17 protein-coding genes are annotated in these 16307 nt (G+C 71.5%); 4 read left to right on the top strand and 13 right to left on the bottom strand.

The annotated features are described in order from the left end of the window. Positions 1-228 precede the first annotated feature (228 nt). Positions 229-2133, top strand: a complete 1905-nt coding sequence (locus tag EO776_RS10015; protein ID WP_129452407.1) for a S9 family peptidase — start codon at positions 229-231, stop codon at positions 2131-2133. Between the two features lie 88 nt (positions 2134-2221). On the opposite strand, the gene moaA is transcribed toward EO776_RS10015, so the two are convergent. From moaA to EO776_RS09980, 7 genes are all read right to left on the bottom strand, one after another. Beyond that, a complete protein-coding gene (gene moaA, locus EO776_RS10010) occupies positions 2222-3226 on the bottom strand; it encodes a GTP 3',8-cyclase MoaA (RefSeq protein ID WP_089308570.1) in 1005 nt (334 codons plus the stop codon). A 191-nt stretch (positions 3227-3417) separates the two neighbouring features. Continuing rightward, positions 3418-4185, bottom strand: a complete 768-nt coding sequence (locus EO776_RS10005) for an MBL fold metallo-hydrolase (RefSeq protein ID WP_094495218.1) — start codon at positions 4183-4185, stop codon at positions 3418-3420. 97 nt (positions 4186-4282) lie between these two features. Continuing rightward, positions 4283-4708, bottom strand: a complete 426-nt coding sequence (locus tag EO776_RS10000; protein ID WP_049930942.1) for a universal stress protein — start codon at positions 4706-4708, stop codon at positions 4283-4285. A gap of 95 nt (positions 4709-4803) precedes the next feature. After that, positions 4804-5361, bottom strand: coding sequence for a diadenylate cyclase (locus EO776_RS09995; protein ID WP_049931055.1), 558 nt, complete (start codon positions 5359-5361; stop codon positions 4804-4806). Between the two features lie 136 nt (positions 5362-5497). After that, complete coding sequence (gene cruF / locus EO776_RS09990) at positions 5498-6406, bottom strand: bisanhydrobacterioruberin hydratase (protein ID WP_049930944.1); 909 nt, start codon at positions 6404-6406, stop codon at positions 5498-5500. After that, positions 6403-7341: a prenyltransferase gene (locus EO776_RS09985; protein ID WP_049930946.1), complete on the bottom strand. Its 939-nt coding sequence runs from the start codon at positions 7339-7341 to the stop codon at positions 6403-6405. Before EO776_RS09985 ends, cruF begins: the two co-directional genes overlap by 4 nt. After that, positions 7338-8840, bottom strand: coding sequence for a phytoene desaturase family protein (locus EO776_RS09980; RefSeq protein WP_094520724.1), 1503 nt, complete (start codon positions 8838-8840; stop codon positions 7338-7340). Before EO776_RS09980 ends, EO776_RS09985 begins: the two co-directional genes overlap by 4 nt. Before the next feature lie 191 nt (positions 8841-9031). Here EO776_RS09980 and EO776_RS09975 point away from each other — a divergent pair, with 191 nt between their 5' ends. Further along, positions 9032-9790, top strand: coding sequence for an SDR family oxidoreductase (locus tag EO776_RS09975; RefSeq protein ID WP_086216932.1), 759 nt, complete (start codon positions 9032-9034; stop codon positions 9788-9790). Positions 9791-9805: 15 nt separating this feature from the next. Here EO776_RS09975 and EO776_RS09970 read toward each other — a convergent pair whose 3' ends face one another. From EO776_RS09970 to EO776_RS09945, 6 genes are all read right to left on the bottom strand, one after another. Next, positions 9806-10678, bottom strand: coding sequence for a sulfurtransferase (locus EO776_RS09970; RefSeq protein WP_094520725.1), 873 nt, complete (start codon positions 10676-10678; stop codon positions 9806-9808). Between the two features lie 138 nt (positions 10679-10816). Next, positions 10817-11239, bottom strand: a complete 423-nt coding sequence (locus EO776_RS09965) for a universal stress protein (protein WP_049930953.1) — start codon at positions 11237-11239, stop codon at positions 10817-10819. 144 nt (positions 11240-11383) lie between these two features. Then, the gene (locus EO776_RS09960; RefSeq protein WP_094520726.1) at positions 11384-12373 is read right to left on the bottom strand and encodes a Gfo/Idh/MocA family protein; all 990 of its coding nucleotides are present in this window, start codon (positions 12371-12373) and stop codon (positions 11384-11386) included. Positions 12374-12454: 81 nt separating this feature from the next. Further along, positions 12455-12994, bottom strand: a complete 540-nt coding sequence (locus EO776_RS09955; protein ID WP_094520727.1) for a GNAT family N-acetyltransferase — start codon at positions 12992-12994, stop codon at positions 12455-12457. Beyond that, positions 12991-14352 carry an ornithine cyclodeaminase, nickel-pincer nucleotide-dependent gene (locus EO776_RS09950; RefSeq protein WP_094520728.1) on the bottom strand — a complete coding sequence of 454 codons (1362 nt, stop codon included), beginning with the start codon at positions 14350-14352 and terminating at the stop codon, positions 12991-12993. Before EO776_RS09950 ends, EO776_RS09955 begins: the two co-directional genes overlap by 4 nt. 48 nt (positions 14353-14400) lie before the next feature. Then, positions 14401-15165 (bottom strand): pirin family protein, encoded by a 765-nt coding sequence (locus EO776_RS09945; RefSeq protein WP_086219436.1) that lies wholly within the window; start codon positions 15163-15165, stop codon positions 14401-14403. 84 nt (positions 15166-15249) lie between these two features. Here EO776_RS09945 and EO776_RS09940 point away from each other — a divergent pair, with 84 nt between their 5' ends. Further along, positions 15250-15858, top strand: coding sequence for a class I SAM-dependent methyltransferase (locus tag EO776_RS09940; RefSeq protein WP_086216974.1), 609 nt, complete (start codon positions 15250-15252; stop codon positions 15856-15858). Next, a complete protein-coding gene (locus EO776_RS09935; RefSeq protein WP_049930965.1) occupies positions 15855-16268 on the top strand; it encodes a hypothetical protein in 414 nt (137 codons plus the stop codon). The genes EO776_RS09940 and EO776_RS09935 overlap by 4 nt, the downstream gene beginning before the upstream one ends. Positions 16269-16307 lie beyond the last annotated feature (39 nt).

Raw genomic sequence — 16307 nt, 5'->3', positions numbered from 1 at the left:
TTCTCACTGCGCGAATTAAGCGTCGAGACGGTCTCCGTCCAGATTCACACGGCAGATCGCCCCGCAGAACACGGGAGAGTACAACGCTTGCGTTCTGCGTTCGGCACGCGCTCAGCGGACTCTCAGCGGGAGAGGGTTCAATTGCGCCGTGATAACGAGTCCAACGTCTCGTGAGCTACCCCTTCCGAGAGCCATACGCCCAAGTGCTCGCTCACCGCAGTGACACACGTGTACCGACGAGACCTCAGAGACACCGACTACGACGGGCTGCTCGCCGACATGGCCGTCGCAGACCGCGTTGTCCAAGCCACGGTCGGACCCGACGGGCGGATCGCGTACGCGAAGAACCGCGAGCTGACCACCGACGTCTGGCTGGCGACCGACGGCGAGGACCGCCGGCTCACGAGCCGGGGGGCGTCGGCCATGCGCTACGAGCGCACCGACGCGCGGTGGCTCGACTGGAGCCCCGACGGCGACCGGATCGCCTTCGTCACCGGTGACGCCGAGCTGGCGACCGTCGACGCCGACACCGGCGCGGTCGAGGTGCTGACCGACTTGGAGGGCGGCATCTCCGGCCTCGCGTGGGGCAAGCCCGGGATCGCGATCGTCACCGACGCCTTCTCGCGGGCGAGCCTCGCGGTCGTCTCCCCCGACGGCGACCGGATCGAGGCGATCGCGACCGGCGAGTACCTCTACGCCGACCCGCACTGGCAGGGCGACAGCGTCGTCGCGACGCGCTCGGCACACGCCGACCTGTTCGACTACGAGGCCGCGCTCGTCCGCGTCCCGTTCGGTGGCGACGGCAGCGGGGCCGTCACCGAACTGTTCGCCGAACCGGGCGTCCGGGCGGCCTGTCCGCGCCCGCGACCCGGCGACGACGAGGCGGTCGCGTTCGTCCACGACGGCAGCGGATACGACGCGGTGTACGGCGTCGGCGGCGACGAACCCGCGGCCGACGGGAGCGACTCGCCGACGCCGATCTACGGCGTCCCGGAGACCGAGATCGCCGCGCCCGAGTGGAACGACGCGGGCGACAGGCTCGCCGTGACCGCCACCGCGGGCGGCCGGACGCACGTCCACGCGGTCGACGTCGACGGCGCGCTCGCGGACGCCGGCCCCGGGACGGGCGCCGACCCCGACGCGGCCGCCGACGCGACCGCCCTCGCGACCAGCGACGCGATCCACGGCGCACCGCGGTGGGACGGCGACCGCGTGCTGTCGGTCCGGGAGACGCCGACCGAGCCGCCGACCGCGGTCGACGCGGCGACCGGCGAGCGACGCACGCCGACGGCGACGGCGGGGCTGTCGGACCGGCTTCCGGCCCCGGAGGCGTTCACCTACGACTCCGACGGGACCGGGGTCAACGCGGTGGTCCACCCGCCCGCGTCGGCCGCCGAGCCGGACTCCGTCCCGCTCCTCGTGAAGCCGCACGGCGGTCCGACCGCCTTCGACGGCTTCGGTTTCGACCACCGGGCGGCGTACTTCGCGGCGCTCGGCTACGCGGTCGTCCGCCCCAACTACCGCGGCTCCGACGGGTTCGGTCGGGCGTTCCGCATGGCGAACGACGGCGACTGGGGCGGCGGCGACCTCGACGACGTGATCCGCGCCGCGGACGCGACGGCGGCGCGCTACGACGCCGTCGACGGCGACCGCGTCGGGATATTCGGCGGCTCCGGCGGCGGGCTGATGACCGTGAACGCGCTCGGCAACAGCGACCGGTTCCGCGCCGGCGCCGCCTTCTACGGCGTGTACGACTACGAGTCGTTCGTCGACGACACCGACGACGTGGGGTGGCAACTACTCAAGCGCGAGCTGGGCGACTTCGTCGCCGACCTCGACGCCTACCGCGACGCGAGCCCGATCCGGGCCGTCCCCGACATCGACGACCCGCTCATGGTGCTCCACGGCGAGGAGGACGCCCGCGTCCCGATCAGCCAGTCGGAGCAGCTCGTCGCCGAGCTGGAGAAACACGACGCCCGCCACGAGCTCCGCCGGTACGAGGGCGAGCCGCACGGGTTCGGCGAACTGGACCACGTCCTCGACGCGTACACCCGTGTGGCGGACCTATTCGCGAAGTACCTGCGTCGGCTCCCGGACGACGGGAGCAGTCGGCCGTACGAGCCGCCGGAGTAGGCCCCGACCGGCGCGCCGACCGTCGGCGATCGCGGCGCGCTCCGAACGTCGGCGATCGCGGCGCGCTCCGCGCCCATCGGCCCAGGCCTCAGTCCGCCGCTGGCGGCGTCCCGAGGTACTTCTCGTTGAGTTCGTACTCGCCGTCGTCGCCCTCGACGAGGTACTCGCCGTAGTAAGGAACCCGATTGGCCACCACCTCCTCGAACGTCTCCGCGATCTCCTCGCGGGTCATCTCGCCCATCGACCGGAGGTCGTCGTTGCGGTTGAGACACCCCTTCAGGTACCCCTCGTGGGTGACGCGGACGCGGCCGCAGTTGGCGCAAAAGTCCTCGTTCTCGACGGGGTCGACGATCTCGACCATGCCGCCCGTCTCGTCGTCGCTCGCCTCGCCGACGAAGTAGCGCTTCCGGTCGTGCATCTCGCGGTGTTCGACGCGGTCCGCCTTCTCGGCAAGCCAGTCGTGGACGCGCCCGATGTCGACGTTCCACTCCGGCTTGCCGGTTAGCTCCGGCATGTACTGGATGAGCTGGAGCTGGAGCCCCTCGTTGTCGGCGACGTGCTCGACCATCTCCTCGACGTAGCCCGCGGTGTGCGTGAACACGACCATGTTGAGCTTCACGGGGTCGAGCCCGGCCTCGACCGCCGCCTTCACGCCTTCGAGGACCTGCTCGTAGGCGCCGGACTTCGTCACCTCGGCGAAGTCGTCCGGGTCGAGCGCGTCCTGCGAGACGTTGACGCGGTCGAGGCCGGCGGCCTTCAGGTCCGCGGCGCGCCCGGGGAGGAACGTGCCGTTCGTCGTCATCGACACCTCCATCGAATCTGGCGTGCGCTCGATGATCTCCTCCAGGTCCTGCCGGAGCATCGGCTCGCCGCCGGTGAACTTCACAGCGTCGACGCCGTATCCCTCGACGACCTCGAGGAACCGGACCACGTCGTCGGCGCTCATCTCCGCGTCGCTCGGCTCCATCGGCCCGCGCGTATCGCCTAACCCCTCGTTGTGACAGTAGACGCAGTCGAAGTTACACCGGTCGGTAAGCGAGATCCGCACCCCCGTCACCTCCCGTCCGAAGTCGTCCGCGAGTGGGCCGGCCATGGAAGACAGGAACGACCACGCGCGCTTAAATATCCGGGTCGTTCGTGCGGATAGGTAACGTTTGCCGGTTACGTCCAAGCCGACGTGCGGCCGACCGACGGTTACGTCGAGACCGGTGAGCGGCCGACCGACGGCAACGTCGAGACCGGTGAGCGGCCGACCGACGGTTGCGGTCCGAGTCCGCGCAGCGGTCACAGCGACACGCGCAGTCCGTCGGCCGCGGCCCGTACCTCGCCGTCGAACCCCGCCTCGCGTACGCTTTCCGTCATCTCGCGCTCGCGGCCGCCGGTGTGCGGGTAGAGGTGCGAGAGCAGGAGCGTCCCGACCTCGACGTCCGCCAGCGACTCGCCGAGGCTCATCGGCGTCGGGTGATTCGACACGTCGACGTCATCTGGGAACGAGCAGTCGTGGACGAGGCAGTCGGCGCCGTCCGCGAACCGCGCCATGCCCGCGAACGCCTCGGTGTCTCCGGAGAGCGCGAGCGGGCCGTCAGCGGCCGCGGCGTCCGAACTCGGCGGCGAGAAGCGGTAGGCGAACCCGTCCATCGAGTGGCGCGTCTCCCGGGCCGTCACGTCGAACCCGCCGGCGGCGAACGGGCGCGCGCTCGACACCTCGCGGACGGCGAGGTCGATCCGGCCGTCGAGGTAGTCGTGAACGCCGAGCAGGCCGTCGACGAGCGACTTCGTGCCCGCGGGCCCGACGACTTCGAGGTGTTCCTCGCCGGCGAGCCAGCGGGCCTTCAGGAGCGGCAACAGCGCCGCGACGTGGTCGAGGTGGTGGTGGGTCAGGAGGACCGTCGAGACGCCTTCGTAGCCCGTGTCGGTCCCCGCGAGCCGCTGGAGGACGCCGCTGCCGCAGTCGACGAGCAGCGATCGGTCGCCGTCGTCGAGGAGGTAGCCGGCCTGCGCGCGGTCCGGGACCGGCATCGCGCTGCCGGACCCGAGCACGGTGAGTTCCATGCCGACGGGTCGCGGCCCCACCCACCTAATTGGCTCGGCCGCGCGGCGGTCGACCGTGGTCGGCTCCGGTCCGATCGGACTCGCTCCGAGGGGCGGGTCACTTGATGAGGAACACCGGAACCGACGCGTCGTCGGCGACGCGGTCTGAGACGCTCCCGAGCGACCGAATCCGCTCGCGCGGCGACTTCCCCTCCGGGCTCATCACGATCACGTCGATGCCGGCCTCGTCGGCGTACCCGACGATCTCCGTGTCGGGCGTCCCGTGCGCGACGTGCGTCTCGGCGTCCAGCCCGGCCTCGGCGGCCGCGTCGGCGACCGCCGCGACGGCGGCCTCGCCCTGCGATTCGAGGTCCTCGACGACCTCGTCGTGGAGGTCGCCCGAGTTGGCGGCCGCGATCCGCCGGTCGACGACGTACAGCGCGTGGAGCGTCGCGTCGTGGTCCGTCGCGAGCCGGACCGCGTGTTCGAGCGCGCGGTCGACCGCCTCGCTCCCGTCGGTCGGAACCAGTATCTCGTCGTACATGCGTCGTCGTTCGCCCGGCCGAGGCTTAACCGTGGGGCCTCGGGGCCGGACTCCGGGAGCGCCGCGCCCGTGCTAACCGCCGGGCGCGAAGCGCGCTACTCGCCGCGCCAGCGGCCGCCGATCTCCTCGCGCCGCATGCTGTTCGCCTCGCCGTCGCGGAAGACGCTGACGCGGCCGGTCTCCTCGCTCAGCGTCACCGTCGCCACGACCTCCGGGCGGACCGAGGTCTCGATGGCGCTCATGTGCCGCGACCCCATCCACGGCTCGTAGCTCACGTCGTCGACGAGATCGGTCTCCTCGTCGCGGGTGCCCAGGTCGCGGAAGCGGACCATCTGGGCCTCGATCTCGCCGTCGACCGCGACGACGACGCCGCCGTCCTGCGCGACGCTCACCGACTCCGCCGCCGTCGCGAGCGCGCCCCCGTCGAAGACGGATGGGGCGGTGTCGCGGGGCCAGCGGTTGTCCCCCATCGGGTCGGCGTACGCCCCGTAGTCGCTGTCGCCGATGACGGCGAAGTACAGTCCCGGCCCCTTCACGTGCGGTTCCTCCCACCCGTCGAAGGAGACGCTGACGTGTTCGGCGCAGTACATCAGCCGGTCGACGACTTCGCACACGCGCTCGTGGTCGCCGTAGTCGATGGCGAGGTCGCTCATCGCCGTCGGTCCTCCCGGTTCGGTCGCCCGCCGCGATTGCCGCCGTCGGTCACGGTCGAGCAAACGAGTCCCCGGTATATAAGAGCCACCGAGTGGGGCGGCGTCGCACGGCCGCCGCGCTCGCCCCGGGAGCTCGCTATCGCCGCCACTCCGTGAACAGTCGCGTGTCGAACCGGTCGGCACGGACGAGGCCGACGCCGAACGCGGCCGCGACCGCCGCGGGCAGGAGGTTCCCGAACCAGACGTTGATCCCGCCCCAGAGGATCACGAAGCTCACCATGTCGTCGAGCATGAACTCGCAGTCGCGCAGCCGGTCGCGGATCCCGACCGCCGCGAAGGCGCGGTCGAGCGTGACGACGGCGACGATCGCCGACAGCACCCACCCGGCGTAGTTCGAGAGGGGCACGCCGTAGAACGGTCCGCCGCCGAAGTTCCAGAAGCCGAGCGACACTGCGCCGGGGTCCAACACGACGTCCATCGCGACGACGACCGGGATCACCGTCGCCAGCCGGACCCACACGCTGTCGGCGCGCGGGCCGAGCAGCAGCAGACACAGCAGGTAGGCGTTCATCACGAGCGGGATGAAGAAGACGGGAAGCGCGACCGGGACCCCGCCGAGCATCGGTCCGAGGTCGACCGTGTACGCGAACTCCCCGTACGGCCACCCGGTGGCGACGCCGACCGACTCGATGAGGTACGTGTACGCCATTAGGACGCCGATCCAGCCGAGCGCGCGGCGGTCGATCGTCGGCAGCACGCCGACGACCAGCGGCGAGCGCATCACGATCACGCCGAACAGCACGAACCACGGGTGGAACGCGAACGGCTCGGGCACCCACCCCTCGGCGCTGCCGACGAGCGCGATCGCCCCGACGAGCGGGAAGACGACCGCGATGGTGAAGCGGTTCTCACGGACGAGCCGGTCCAGCAGCGCCTCGGCCTCGTTACGCGTGTCCGGCGCGCGCTCGCGGAGCGCGTCGAGCCGAGAGCCGGTCGTCGCGGCGGCGGTCGTCCCGGCCGATCCCGCCCGGTCGCCGTCGCTCACGGTAGCGCCTCCCAGAGCGGGTACACCCGCCAGAGGCCGCCCATCGACAGCAGCGTGCCGACGACGGTGTTCAGCGCCGGGAACCACCAGTACGCGCGGTCGACCGAGACCGACGAGCGCGCGACCCACGCGACGAACAGCGGGTACACGCCGAGCAGGGCGCCCAGCCGCGGGTCGACGAGCCAGAACGCGGCGGCCGCGGCGGTCCACACCCCGAAGCAGTAGGCGTACGTGCGCGCCTCGCCGAGGACGGTCGCGGTCGTGTCGATCCCCGCCGCGCGGTCCGGCTCGATGTCCGGGATCGCGGAGAACGTGTGCATCCCCATCGTCCAGAGCCACGCGCCCGCGAGCGCCGCGAGCGGCGGGTGCGCGCCCGCAACCGTCGCGTACGCCGCCGCGCCGGGGAGGACGTACAACCCGTTCGACAGCGAGTCGAGGAACGGCGTCGTCTTGAACCGGGCCGGCGGCGCGCTGTAGCCGACCGCCAGGGCGAGGAAGCCGAGCAGGTACGGCCACGCGACCCGCGGGGTGATCGCGAGCGTCGCGAGCCCCAGCGCGCCGGACGCGACGACGGCGACCGAGACGAACCGGCTCCCTCGCCAGCGCGCCTCGCGGCCCTCCTTCTTCGGATTCAGCTCGTCGATGTCGGCGTCGAACACGTCGTTGACGCCGTAGAGGAAGACGTTGGCCGGCACGAGGAAGTACGCCGCGAGCGCGACCGTGACGGGCGTGAACAGCCCGCTCACGTCGCCGATCCCGTAGGTGACGCCGACGGCGACCGGCCCGGCGAGGTAGAGCCAGAACCGCGGCCGCGACAGCACCAGCAGGTACCGGAGCCCCTCGCCGCCGCTTCTCGCGGGCCGGTCCCCGCCCTCGGCGGTGGCTCGCTCGCCGTCGGTCGCCGGTCGATTCTGGTCGCTCACGGCGGAGATCACACGTCGTCGCCGGCCATCGCTTCCGCGGTCAGCCCCCCGCTGATGAGACACATCGGGACGCCGATACCGGGCGTCGTCGTCGATCCGGTGAAGTACAGCCCGTCGACCGCGTCCGAGGTATGCCCGGGCCGGAGCAGCGAGGTCTGCGTGAGCGTGTGCGCCAGCCCCAGCGCGCTGCCCGCGTAGCTGTTGTACCGGTCCGCGAAGTCGTCGACCGAGAACGTCTCCTCGACGACGACCCGGCCGCAGAGGTCGGTCCCGGTGTTCTCCGCGATGTCGTCGATCACGAGGTCGCGGTACCGGTTGCGGATCTCGGGGGTGTCACGGATCCCGGGCGCGATCGGGACGAGCGCGAAGAGGTTGCTGTGGCCCTCCGGCGCCACCGTGTCGTCGGTCTTCGAGGGGACGCAGAGGTAGTAGGCGGGGTCGTCGGGCCACTCGGGATCGTCGAATATCTGTTCGAAGTGTTCGTCCCAGTCGGTCGGGAGGACGAGCGTGTGGTGTTCGAGGTTCGGCACGTCGCCCTCGACGCCGAGGTACAGTAGGAACGCGGAGGGCGCGTACGTCCGCGACTCCCAGTACTCCTCGGTGTACTGCCGCTTGCGCTCGGGCAGCAGTTCCTGTTCGGTGTGCGCGTAGTCGGCGTCGGAGACGACGCGGTCGGCGAGGTAGCGCTCGCCGTTCTCGGTGTCGACCGCGAACGCGCCGTACCGCCCCTCGATCCCCGTCACCTCGGCGTCGGTGACGAAGTCGACGCCGAGGTCTTCGGCGAGTTCGACGATGCCGTCGACGACCGCGCCGATCCCGCCGTCGGGGTAGTAGACGCCCATGTTGTAGTCGACGTGGCTCATCAGGTTGTACAGCGCCGGCGTGTTCGTCGGCGAGCCGCCGAGGAACACGAGCGTGTACTGCATCAGCTGCTGGAGCTTCGGGTGGTCGAAGTAGTCCTCGACGTGCCCCTGCATCTTACCGAGCAGCGAGAGCCCCCACGAGTAGCGCATCACGTCGGTGTCCACGTAATCGCGCAGCCGCGGGCGGTCCTCGTACACGAAGTGTTCCATCCCGATCTCGTAGGTCCGCTTGGACTCCTCGAGGTACGCGTCGAACGCCTCGCCCGCGCCCGGCTCGTACGACTCGAAGATCTCCCGGTTCGCATCGCGGTCCGGCAGCACGTCGACCTGATCTCCGTCCTTCCAGAACACGCGGTAGTGTGGGTCGAGCCGCTCCAGCTCGTAGAACTCGTCCGGCGACCGCCCGAAGTGCCCGAAGAAGCGCTCGAAGACGTCGGGCATCAGGTACCACGACGGCCCCATGTCGAACTGGAAGCCGTCGACTTCGAGCCGGCTGGCGCGGCCGCCGAGCTGTTCGTTCTTTTCCAACAGCGTGACGTCCGCGCCGGCGTCCGCGAGGTAACAGGCCGTCGAGAGTCCGCCGAATCCGCCGCCGATAACGACGACGGACTCGCCGGCAACGCCGTCGATGTCCGGGACCACGTCCATACGCGATCCTAGGGACGGCTCCGGTATAAATCCGGTCAGACGCGTCGCGGGAAGGTCCCTGACACGTTCGGTCGGCGGGGCTCGCGACGGCATCGCAGCGGTCCGCCACGGCGACGGGAGCGCGCGAGCGGAGCGGCGGGGGCGGCCGGAGTGGATACCACTAAGTCGCCGACGCGCGTACTCCCGTTCACATGGATCTGACGGTCGCGATCACCGGAGCAACGAGTGGGATCGGGCGGGCCGTCGCCGAGGCGTTCGTCGACGAGGGGGCGTTCGTCGCCGTCTCCGGACGCGACGGCGCGGCCGTCGATCGGACCGTCGCGGCACTGAACGGCGCGGGCGACGACCCGGACGGCGACGCCGAGGGCGACGCGGACGCCGGGGACGGCTCGCCGGCGGACGACGGCGGGACCGCGTGGGGCGACCGCGTCGACGTGCGCGACGAGTTCGACCTCGAACGCTTCTTCGAGCGCGTCGCCCGCGAGGCCGGCCCGGTCGACGTCGTGTTCGCGAACGCCGGCGTGTTCCACGGCGCGCCGGGCGAGCGGCCGACGACCGAGGTCACGTACGCCGACTACGACGACACGATGCGCACGAACGCGCGCGGCGTGTTCGCGACGATCCGCGAGGCCGTCCCGCACCTGACCGACGACGCGCGCGTCCTCGTCCCGTCGGGCGCGGTCGCCGCCGAGTCGAAGCCCGGGATGGGCGCGTACGCGGTGTCGAAGGCGGCCGCCGAGGGGGTCGCGCGCGGGTTCGCCGCCGACCTCGACGCGACGGTCGGCGTCGTCGACCCCGGGCTCGTCGCGACCGACCTCACGGGGAAAGAGCGCGCCCGCGACCCCGAGAGCGTCGCGCCGCTGTTCGTCTGGGCCGCCACCGAGGCGCCGGCCGAGGACCTGAACGGCGGTCGCCTCGGGTTACGGGAGTGGAAGTCCGCGACGCGGTAGGCAGTTTGGCGCGCGTTACTCGCCCGTCTCGATCGGCGCGCCGACGAGGTTCCCCCACTCGGTCCACGAGCCGTCGTAGTTCCGCACGTCGTCGTAGCCGAGCAGCTCGTGGAGGAGGAACCACTCGATCGACGAGCGCTCGCCGACGCGGCAGTAGGTGATCGTCGACTCGTCGCCGTCGACGCCGGCGTCGCTGTACAGCTCGCGGAGCTCGTCCGCGCTCTTGAACGTCCCGTCCTCGTTCAGCGTCGTGCCGATCGGGACGCTGCTCGCACCGGGGATGTGACCGCCGCGCTGGGCGGTCTCGTTGAGCCCCTCGGGGGCGATGACCTCGCCGGAGAACTCCTCGGGCGAGCGGACGTCGACCATCGGGATCCCCTCCTCGATCGCCTTGTCGATGTCGTCCTTGTACGCGCGGACGCTCTCGAAGGGACCGCGGGCCTCGTAATCGCGGAGCGTGAAGTCGGGCTCCTCCGTGGAGAGCGGGTAGTCGTTCTCGACCCAGTACCCCTTCCCGCCGTCGACCACGCGGATGTCGTCGTGACCGTAGTACTTGTAGATCCAGTAGCCGAACAGCGCGAACCAGTTCGGCACGCGGCCGCCGCCGTACACGACGACGGTGGTGTCGGCGTCGATGCCGCCCTCACCGTTTCGCGCCGCGAAATCCGCCTTCGAGACGATATCGCGCTCCGTCTCGTCGGTGAAGACCGCGTCCCACTCGAAGTTCAACGCGCCGGGTATGTGGCCCTCCTCGTAGGGCGTGTACTCCGACTCGTCGGTGACGGTCGGGTTGTTGATCTCGACGAGCCGGTGGTCGGCGTCGTCGTCCTGAAAGGTGTCGAGGCGCTCTTCGACCCAGTCCGCCGTGACGAGTACGTCTTCGGACATCACCCGTAGTATGGCCTAAGCCCGCTTTGAACGTCCGATAATGGCGGTTCTTTCCGGCGCCTGTGACGACCGGCAGCCGGCCGAAACGCCGGATTTCGACCGCCTCGAGCGCGCTCGCTCGTTTATTCCGGCTGACACCTACCGGATCACCGTCACTGGCACGTCCGCCTTGTCGACGACGCTCTTGGCGACGCTGCCCACGACCTGCTCGCGCTCCTCGGAGAGCCCGCGGTGACCGACGTAGATCGCGTCGACCGTCTCTTCGGCCGCGTACTCGGTGATCGCGTCGGCCGGCCGGCCCGTGAGCAGTTGGGTCTCCACGGTGATCGGCTCGTCGACCGCCTCCTCGGCGATGGCGCGGGCGCTGTCTAAGACCCCCTGCCCGGCCTCGACGGCCGCGTCCTCGCCCGGGAGGATGATCGTGCCGTCGACCAGTTCCGAGTCCGGCGTTAACACGTGGGCGATCTCCAGCGTCTCGTAGAACGCGACCGCCTGTCGCGCCGCGTACCGGACCGCCTCGTCCCCCTCCGTCGATCCGTCGGTCGCAACGAGGTAGCTCATACGCGGAGATGCGTCCGACGGACACATAATTCCTGTCGGGCGTTCCCGGTCTGCGGCTCTGCCGGCGGCGACTCCGCGTCGCGCCGCGGGCGGCGACGGCGGATTCCATCGTCCGCCGGCACCCGCCACCGGTCGGAGCCGACCTTACCGTCCGCCGGCGTTCGCTCCCGGCCGGACCGAGTCGCCCTCGGAGGCGTGGATCGCGTCGAGCACTTCCTGAACGCGGGTCGCCTCCGCGAACGAGACGAGGTCGCCGTCGTCGCCGTCGAGCGCGCTCGCGAACTCAGTCAGGAGCGCGCGCACGCTGTCGCCGCGCTCGTCGACGAGCGTCGCCTCGGTCTCGCGGCCGCGGTCGCGAACGAGCCGGTACCACTCCGTCAGCGACAGCGACGCCTCGTCGCCGACGACGGTGACGCTGTTCTCTTCCTCGCCCTCGTGGTCGCACAGCAGGTCGAGCGTCCCGCGGACCCCGCCGGCCCGGAACGTCGCGACCGCGTCGTCCTCATAGGTGTCGGGTCCGGAGTACCCCACGTCCGCCGAGACGGTCTCGACCGGGCCGAACAGCTCACGGACGCCGAACAGGAAGTGCGTCCCCACCTCCCGGAGCGGGCCGCCCTGCTCGCGCGACTCCAGCCACGCCACGTCCTGCCACTCGCGGGGCCACTCGGGGAACCGGAACCGGAGTTCGACCCGACGCGGGTCGCCGACCTCGCCCGCTTCGACCGCCTCCCGGAGCCGGACGAAGCCGGGGGTGTAGCGGAACGGGAGGTTCACGGCCGTGACGCGGTCGGTCTCCTCGGCGAGCGCGACGAGCTCGCGGCCCGTCTCCGCGTCCGCCGCGATGGGCTTCTCGCAGATCACGTGTTTGCCGGCCGCGAGCGCGTCGGCGACAACCTCCCGGTGCGCGAGCGGCGGGACGCCGACGTAGACGGCGTCGAGGCCGTCCGTCTCGACGAGCGCCTCGTGGTCGGTCGTCGTCGCGGTGCGGTCGGTCCCGTGGTCGGCCGCGAGCGACGCGGCGCGGTCGGCGTCGAGGTCGCAGGCGGCCGCCAGCTCGAACCGGTCGTGGTCCGCTATGACGCCCGCGAGGCGGTTCCCGATGACGCCGCAGCCGACGATGCCGATCTGTATCACGCCCGACGAGAGCGGGCGGACGCGCTTGTAGCTTCGGGAGCCGGACTCGACCCGGGCCGCCTTCGGCCGGTCCCGACCGCCTCAGGAGTCGTCCAGCGGCCGCGCGACCATCTCGCCCCACGGCTCGAAGCCGTGGCGGTCGTAGAACCCCCTCGCGCGGTCGTTCGCCGGGTCCACGTCGAGGACCAGTCGGTCGAGCGGGAGCTCCTGGTCGGCCGCGAGGTCGAGCGCGGCGCCCAGCAGGTCGTCGGCGACGCCGGTCCCGCGGTGCTCGGGCGCGACGTAGAGCTCGTTCAGCACCGCCGCGTCCCATATCATCGCCAGCCGTTCTGGGAGGACGAAGACGTAGCCGACGACGGCGCCGTCGGCCGCCGCTTCGTCACCGGGCCCGTCGGCGCTCCCGTCGACCGCGACGGTCACGCACCGGAGGTCGTCGGCGACGCAGCGGTCGACCCAGTCGAGCCACCGCTCGCGGTACGTGTCGGTGAGCTTCTCCGCGTAGGCGGCCGCCTTCCCGTCGCCGCCGGTGCTCTCGCCGAGGCCGCGCTCGAAGGCCACCTTCGCCGCGTAGAGCCCGTCGGCGTCGCGCTCGCGGTCGTAGGGCCGGATTTCGGGTGTCACGCGTCGCCCTCCGCGGAACCTCCGCTCCCGTCGCCCGCCGACTCGTCGCCCCCGGTCTCCGCGCCTCCACCCTCCTCGCCCTCCAGCACGTACTCCGCGAGCGTCGGGACGAACGTGCCGATGTCGGTGACCATGCCGACCGCCTGCGCAGAGCCGCGGTCGAGCAGCTGGGTGACCGTGGCGGGGTTGATGTCGACGCAGACGGTCTTCGTCGTCGACGGGAGGCAGTTGCCGACCGCGACGGAGTGGAGCAGCGTGGCGAGCATGAGCACGATGTCGGCGTCGCGGGCCTGCTCGCGGATCGCGTCCTGCGCCTCGACCGCGTCCGTGATCGTGTCCGGCAGGGGGCCGTCGTCGCGGATCGACCCCGCGAGGACGGTGTCGACGCCGTTCTCGACGCACTCGTACATCACCCCCTCCGTGACGACCCCGTCCTCGACGGCTGCCTCGATCCCGCCGGCGCGGATGATCTCCGAGATGGTCCAGATGTGGTGTTTGTGTCCCTTCCGCGGGTGTTCGAGCGTCTCAACGTCCATCCCGAGCGAGGTGCCGTAGATCGAGCGCTCCAGGTCGTGGGTGGCGAAGCCGTTGCCCGCGGAGAGCGCGTCGACGTAGCCCGCGGCGACGAGGTCGGCGAGCGCGTCGCCCGCGCCGGAGTGGATCACCGCGGGGCCGGCGACCACCATCACGGTCCCGCCGTCCGCCTCGACGGCGCGGAGCTCCGCGGCGACCTCACGGATCGTCGACTCGGAGGGGCGCTCCGCGGAGACGCCGCCCTGCATGAAGCCGAACGCGCCGCCGCCGCTCCGGGGGCGCTCCGGCGGGTTCACCCGGATCCCGGACTGGTCGGTCGCGACGAGGTCGCCCGCCTCGACCGCGCTGAGCGTCTTGGTGCGGGCGCGCGCCGCCCCGTCGTTGCCCGCGTCCGATGCGTCCGCTCGGTCTCCCTCGCCGGCGTCCGCTGCCGGCTCGGGTTCCACCACCAGCGCGCAGTCCATCTCGATCCCCTCCACGTCGATCCACTCGCCGTCGTACAGCACCTCGGTCGGGTGGTTCGTCGTCGAGTAGAAGTTCGGCGGCACCACCTTGTCCGCGGGCGCGCGGACGAGCTCCACGTCGGACGGGTCCTCCAAGACCGCGCCGTTCTGGTGGAGCTCGTGGAGGATCGCGCGCAGCGTCTCGGGGTCGTCGGCCGAGACGGCCAGCCGGCAGTACGACTCCTCGGTCTCGTGTTTCCCGACGTCGAACCGCTCGACGTCGAACGAGCCGCCAAGGTCCATCACCGCGCCGAAGCAGCGCTGCATCGTCCCGCTGTCGATGAGGTGTCCCTCCAGCTCGACGGTCCGCGACTGGGTCATACGGAGGCGTCGCGCCCCCCGGTAAAACCCGTTTCCCTGCCGCCGTCGCTACCGCCCGATCGTCCCCTGCCGCGTCACCGGCGCGTCGGGGTCGACGAGGAACGCCACGACGGTCGCGCCCTCGTCGCCCGCGGTCACGGTCGGCGGGGCACCCTCGCCGGTCCACAGGGCGCTCTCCGTCTCCGAGAGCGCGGCGTCGCCGACCTCGGCCGACCCCTCGAAGACGTACACGTAGGCGTCCCGCCCCTCGACATCGGGGAGCGTCGCGCCCGCGCCGGCGTCGAGCCGAACGTCGTGGCAGTCGACCGCGTTGCGCACGGTGAACGGGTGGTCCGACCCCGCGGGCGCGAACACGCGACGCCACTCGTCCGGTTCGGGGTCCGGGAGCGGGCCGTGCTGGATCCCGGGCTCCAGACCGAGGTCGTGCGGGCGAACGAATATCTGGAGCATCCGGAGCGGCGGGTCGTTCGCGAGCGTCTCCTCGGCGTGCCAGAAGCCCGATCCGGCGTTCATCACGAGGAGGTGCTCCGCGTCGGTGACGAGTTCGTTCCCCTCGCGGTCGTCGTGGCGCATCACCCCCGCGGGCACCCACGAGACGATCTCCTCGTCGCGGTGCTGGTGCATCCGGATCAGCGTGCCGGGGTCCATGAACGACTCGACGACCGTCGAGAGCGGGCCGTACCCGTGGTCGTCGTGGTCCGGGAGGTTCCGCCCGGGGAAGTTGAATCGCGTGCGGAACTTGCCCTGATCTCGAAAGACCTCGGAGCGAGGCGCGGGGAAGAGGTCGCGGTCGGCCGCGGCGGCGGAATCCATTACCAGCCCGTAAAGTCCCGTCGAGCAAAAGCCGTCCGGTGGGGGCGACGCCCTCTTACTCCCCGGGCCCCTCGATCCGATATCGTGACGACCGTCCTCTCGGACCGCGACCGGCGCAAGCGGGACGACCGCCCCGACGGGACGTTCTACGCCGACCCGCGGTTCGTCACCCACGCCGACGACGCGTTCCTCGACCGGCTGACCGCGCTGTACGCGTCCGTGACCGATCCCGGCGACCGCGTCCTCGACGCGATGAGCAGTTGGGTCTCGCACCTGCCCGACACCGACTACCAGCGCGTGGTCGGTCACGGGCTCAACGAGGCCGAGCTGGCCGAGAACGACCGGCTCGACGAGTTCGTCGTGCGCAACTTCAACCAAGATCAGTCGCTCCCGTTCGCCGACGACGCGTTCGACGCCGTCTGCTGTGCGCTGTCGGTCCAGTACCTCCAGTACCCCGGCCCCGTGTTCGAGGAGTTCGCCCGGGTCCTCGCGCCCGGCGGAACGATAGTCGTCAGCTTCTCGAACCGGATGTTCCCGACGAAGGCCGTCCGCGCGTGGCGGGCCGCCTCGATGGACGAGCGCGCCGACCTCGTCGAGCGGTACCTCGACGCCGGCGGCTTCGACGTGACGGACCGGATCGCGGAGCGCCCGGGTCAGGACCCCTTCTACGCCGTGGTCGGAACGCTCCCGTGACCCCCCGCCGTGCCGCGGCCGCCGTCGTCGACATCGGACTCGCGCTGGCGCTCGGCGCGGCCGCACGCCTCGCGCACGTCTACTGGTACCGCGCCTTCGCGACGAGCGTCCCCGTCGACCTCGCCGGCTCGGTCGCCCTCGGGGTCGTGTTCGCCGTCGGCCACCTCGTCGTCGCCTCCGGCGACCGCGTCTCCGCCGCGACGGAGCGACGGCCCGACTCGCGGGCGTGGGGGCCGCGTCGAACCGCCGCCGCGTTCGGCGTCGGGTTCCTGCTCCACGCCGCCGTGGCGCCCGCGTTCACGCCCTTCGGCCTCGAACCGGCCGGCGTCAACGCGGCGCTCGCGGCCGGGGGTGTCGCGGTCGGGCTCTGGTCGCTCGGGGTCCGTCGCGCGGCGCGGACGGGAGCGTAGCCGGCCCGGAACAGGAGCCGGGACCGACGGCGGTCCCGG

It is taken from the genome of Halorubrum ezzemoulense, assembly GCF_004126515.1.
Taxonomy (GTDB): domain Archaea; phylum Halobacteriota; class Halobacteria; order Halobacteriales; family Haloferacaceae; genus Halorubrum; species Halorubrum ezzemoulense.
This window is presented reverse-complemented; position numbering and strand designations above follow the sequence as displayed.

Coding starts and splice junctions, on each gene's coding strand:
- moaA (WP_089308570.1), bottom strand. CDS start 3,226: ATGGCCGGCCCACTCGCGGACGACTTCGGACGGGAGGTGACGGGGGTG.
- EO776_RS10005 (WP_094495218.1), bottom strand. CDS start 4,185: ATGGAACTCACCGTGCTCGGGTCCGGCAGCGCGATGCCGGTCCCGGAC.
- EO776_RS10000 (WP_049930942.1), bottom strand. CDS start 4,708: ATGTACGACGAGATACTGGTTCCGACCGACGGGAGCGAGGCGGTCGAC.
- EO776_RS09995 (WP_049931055.1), bottom strand. CDS start 5,361: ATGAGCGACCTCGCCATCGACTACGGCGACCACGAGCGCGTGTGCGAA.
- EO776_RS09980 (WP_094520724.1), bottom strand. CDS start 8,840: ATGGACGTGGTCCCGGACATCGACGGCGTTGCCGGCGAGTCCGTCGTC.
- EO776_RS09975 (WP_086216932.1), top strand. CDS start 9,032: ATGGATCTGACGGTCGCGATCACCGGAGCAACGAGTGGGATCGGGCGG.
- EO776_RS09970 (WP_094520725.1), bottom strand. CDS start 10,678: ATGTCCGAAGACGTACTCGTCACGGCGGACTGGGTCGAAGAGCGCCTC.
- EO776_RS09965 (WP_049930953.1), bottom strand. CDS start 11,239: ATGAGCTACCTCGTTGCGACCGACGGATCGACGGAGGGGGACGAGGCG.
- EO776_RS09950 (WP_094520728.1), bottom strand. CDS start 14,352: ATGACCCAGTCGCGGACCGTCGAGCTGGAGGGACACCTCATCGACAGC.
- EO776_RS09945 (WP_086219436.1), bottom strand. CDS start 15,165: ATGGATTCCGCCGCCGCGGCCGACCGCGACCTCTTCCCCGCGCCTCGC.